This window comes from Peribacillus sp., assembly GCF_059453735.1.
In genome coordinates this window covers 1-3,564 of the sequence record NZ_JAZVJO010000064.1, presented here as the reverse complement: position 1 = coordinate 3,564, position 3,564 = coordinate 1, and the positions used below count along the sequence as shown (strand labels likewise).

At 41.0% G+C, this 3,564-nt stretch carries 6 protein-coding genes; 3 read left to right on the top strand and 3 right to left on the bottom strand.

From position 1 onward, the window contains the following. The 3 genes from AC52RT_RS02180 to AC52RT_RS02170 form a co-directional block, all read left to right on the top strand. Positions 1–489 (top strand): DUF6241 domain-containing protein (locus AC52RT_RS02180; RefSeq protein ID WP_495539225.1); only part of this gene is annotated, 489 nt, incomplete at its 5' end. A gap of 81 nt (positions 490–570) precedes the next feature. Next, on the top strand, positions 571–783 hold the full coding sequence (locus AC52RT_RS02175; protein WP_495539224.1) for a hypothetical protein: 213 nt from the start codon (positions 571–573) through the stop codon (positions 781–783). A gap of 127 nt (positions 784–910) precedes the next feature. Then, positions 911–1,435: a type 1 glutamine amidotransferase domain-containing protein gene (locus AC52RT_RS02170; protein WP_495539226.1), complete on the top strand. Its 525-nt coding sequence runs from the start codon at positions 911–913 to the stop codon at positions 1,433–1,435. A 67-nt stretch (positions 1,436–1,502) separates the two neighbouring features. Here AC52RT_RS02170 and lsrF read toward each other — a convergent pair whose 3' ends face one another. From lsrF to AC52RT_RS02155, 3 genes are all read right to left on the bottom strand, one after another. Beyond that, complete coding sequence (gene lsrF, locus AC52RT_RS02165; RefSeq protein WP_495539223.1) at positions 1,503–2,297, bottom strand: 3-hydroxy-5-phosphonooxypentane-2,4-dione thiolase; 795 nt, start codon at positions 2,295–2,297, stop codon at positions 1,503–1,505. Beyond that, a complete protein-coding gene (locus AC52RT_RS02160; RefSeq protein ID WP_495539222.1) occupies positions 2,281–2,664 on the bottom strand; it encodes a cupin domain-containing protein in 384 nt (127 codons plus the stop codon). Before AC52RT_RS02160 ends, lsrF begins: the two co-directional genes overlap by 17 nt. A gap of 20 nt (positions 2,665–2,684) precedes the next feature. Continuing rightward, the coding region (locus tag AC52RT_RS02155) for an FGGY-family carbohydrate kinase (protein ID WP_495539221.1) at positions 2,685–3,564 on the bottom strand (880 nt) is incomplete at its 5' end.

Sequence of the window (3,564 nt, the reverse complement as noted above, 5' to 3'; positions counted from 1 at the left end):
ATTCTTGCGGGGCTTTATTTATATTTATCATCTGTAGATGGACCGAAAAACGCGTCAAAATCAAGTTTAGCAGTTAAGGAGCTTGCCGCACCAAAAGGCGGTACCTTTATAGAAGTAATTGAAAAAGATAAGCCAGATATCAATAAAGAATTTCCGCTCGGAATTAAAGAAACTGCTATTCAAGATGCTATTCATTCTATGTCCCATCAAAAAGTAAAGGCTGAGGATAAGTGGGGATTTCTCCCGTTGACGAAGGATCGAGTAAAACGATTACTCGAAGTGGTCAAAGATGGTGAAGACACGTACAAGCATGCAGACACATACCTGACTATTCTTGAAAGTTGGAATAACCAAGAATTTAGCTCAGTAGATAAACACCATAATGATATTTGGAGTTTACAATCTGGGACCATTGGCAAAGCAACGGGTATTTTGTCTGCTGCAGAAGAAAAAGCATATATAGAGAAGCATTATGACATTCAAAAATAAAATATCTGTTGTGTATGCTCTTTATTTAAAGGGTTTCATAAACTAATGTCGAATTAAAAGTTGAGATAAGGAGTTGAGTAAATGACTAAGGAAGATCTATTTAAAGTACTTCATAGTTCTGCCCGCGGTAACTTTTTTACGATAGAACTCGAAAAATCCCACTATCAAAATGGGGATGAAGTGATGGCATTTGCTAATGAATTAGAAGCTGAAGGAAAAATAAAGATTAGAGAATTTAAGCAATTAAAAGAATCGATTTATTTACAGGGCATAATAAAGTATTCTTCTAATTAACTGAATGATGGTATTCGGGAAGATTGGAACTAGCGCTAAACTCATAATATATAGGGTTAAGTGCTTTTTTTTGCGGTATCTGGTACAGACTATGATAAAGTTGGTGTAATTAGGAGGAGAAGTGAATATGCGATTATCAGGAAAAAAAGTCATTAGTCTGGTGCATCATGATTTTGAAGATCTAGAGCTATGGTACCCAATATTACGTTTACGCGAAGAGGGGGCAATTGTCCATCTTGCGGGTGAGAAAGCTGAAGAGACCTATATTGGAAAATATGGCGTACCAGCTGCAGCAGATTTCGCTTATGGAGATATTGAAGAGGAAGACTATGATGCCATTCTTGTGCCAGGCGGATGGGCACCGGATAAAATCCGTCGTTTCCCTGAAGTCATCTCCCTCATCCAAAGCATGGATGAAAATGATAAGGTGATCGGACAAATTTGTCATGCTGGTTGGGTGCTTATTTCCGCTAAAATTCTTCAAGATAAAAAAGTGACCAGCACACCAGGGATAAAGGATGACATGGAGAACGCCGGTGCAATTTGGTATGATGAGGCCGTAGTTGTCGATGGAAACCTTGTATCCAGCAGACGTCCGCCGGATCTTCCAGATTATTTACGAGAATTTATTAATGTGCTTGAAAAAAAATAAACGTTACAAGCAGCTTCTCTTTTGGGAGGGCTGCTTTTTCCGTTTATTAAAGAGCCTAAGGCAAGGGTTATTCTGCTTTCGAATGGGCAGCAGTTTCGTATAATTCTACCGCTTCTTTTACCGAGTAGTTATTCTTAACGATTGAGTGAATTGCTTTAATCATGGCTTCCGGATGTGCCGATTGCCAGATATTTCTCCCCATATCTACTCCCGCTGCCCCTTGAGCCAGTGCAAAATAGGTGATTTCTAACGCCTCGCGGATCGTATCAAATTTAGGACCGCCGGCAATCACAATGGGAACTGGACAGGTGCTGGTTACTTTCTCAAAATCTTCACAATAATAGGTCTTGACGATGTCTGCTCCCATTTCAGCCGTTACCCGTGATGCTAACGATAAGAAACGGGCATCGCGTTTATCAAGTTCCTTACCAACAGCCGTTATACCTAAAACAGGTATGCCATATTGATGGGCATCGGTAACGACATGTGCTAGATTAGTAATGGTTTGAGTTTCGTAATTCGAACCAATGAAGACGGAAACACCGACACCAACGACATTATGACGGATGGCTTCTTTAATAGAGGTAACAATCGTTTCATTTGCTAAGTCCTTACCTACCACGGTTGGACCGCCTGAAACCCTTAGAACCATAGGCTTCTCCGTGTTTTCTGGAATACTTGCTGACAGAGTTCCCCTGGTTACATATAAGGAATCTGTATAGGGCAGTAACTTCTTTACCGTTTCACCCGGTTTTTCCAGCCCTCTTATGGGTCCTAAAAAATAACCATGATCAATGGCAAGCATCACAGCACGGCCATTCGGCAGAATCTTGTTCATACGATTTTCAAATCCCCAGCTCATCTTCTTTCAGCTCCTTTATCACGGGCTTATCCAGTAATATTGAATCTTTTTCGGCTATATGCGGTGACTTAATAAACAGTGCTTTGAAGTGTTCTGCAGACTCATTAATCAGGTAATGCGAATCTCCAGGACTGCATTGAATCATATCTCCCGGTTTCACCGGATACCTTTTATCATTTATATAAAAATCAATCGAACCTTCTAAAATATAAAAAGCTTCCTCACAAGTTGTGTGGTAGTGATTAGGGAAATCCTGTCCGGGTTTTAGCACCACCACTCCTATATCGATATTGGGACCTTTTGATAGATACTTCGGTCCATTGTCGCCAAAACGATAATCAAAGTCATCTTCATGTACTTTTTTCATTCATTCACCTCCTCTCAACGTTAAACCCCCGGTGCTTTCCACATATGCTTAGTTAAACCGTTATCAGCCAATCGTAATTGCTCATTATAAATAGTCTGCCATTGTTGATAGATGTGAAGATATTGCCGATGGTTTGTCATATTCGGCAAGTGAGTCCGTTCCCATTTAACCGTGTTAACTGCTTCTGAAATAGATGAATAGAGTTGGACTCCCACTCCGGCATATAAGGCAGTTCCAAGGGCAGCGGCTTCTTTGACGACCGGTACTTTAACGGAAACGCCTAAAACATCAGCTAATGTTTGGCTCCACAGCTTGCCTTTAGAGGCACCCCCGGTAAAAATAACTTCTTTTGGATAGAACCCTGTTTCTTCTTCAATTAGTTTTAAGTTTCCTAGAGTGACGAGGGCTGCATTTTCTTGGAGGGATTTAAATAATTCTTTTTTGCCTGACTTTTGAGGATCTAGACTCAGGTTAATAAATGAAGGTGAAGCATGTCTCCAAGAGGTGAAATTCATAATATTAGAGAAGATCGGTATAATTCCATTCGAGCCGATTGGAACGTTGCGTGCTTTTTCTTCTAATATTTCGTATGGATCGCGTCCTGATTTAAGTGCTTCGGCTTTTTCTTCCGTACAAAAGGCATCCCGAAACCAGCGAATCACAAGTCCGGGAGAAAATGCAATGGTTTCTATTTGCCAAAGGTTTGGGACAGCGTGGCAATTCACCCGAATTCGGCCGAGAGTATCAACTCTCGGTTTATTTATATTCACTTCTTGCTGCCAAAAAGAACCACCAGAAATAACGGTTTGTTCATGAATAATGGCGCCGACGCCAACTGAGGCCATTTGGGCATCGCCCCCCCCGGAGAGAACTGGGGTGCCTTCAGATAAGCCAGTACTA

Excerpts from the sequence above, each read along its gene's own strand:
- AC52RT_RS02175 (WP_495539224.1), top strand. The coding sequence starts at position 571 with ATGACTAAGGAAGATCTATTTAAAGTACTTCATAGTTCTGCCCGCGGT.
- AC52RT_RS02170 (WP_495539226.1), top strand. The coding sequence starts at position 911 with ATGCGATTATCAGGAAAAAAAGTCATTAGTCTGGTGCATCATGATTTT.
- lsrF (WP_495539223.1), bottom strand. The coding sequence starts at position 2,297 with ATGAGCTGGGGATTTGAAAATCGTATGAACAAGATTCTGCCGAATGGC.
- AC52RT_RS02160 (WP_495539222.1), bottom strand. The coding sequence starts at position 2,664 with ATGAAAAAAGTACATGAAGATGACTTTGATTATCGTTTTGGCGACAAT.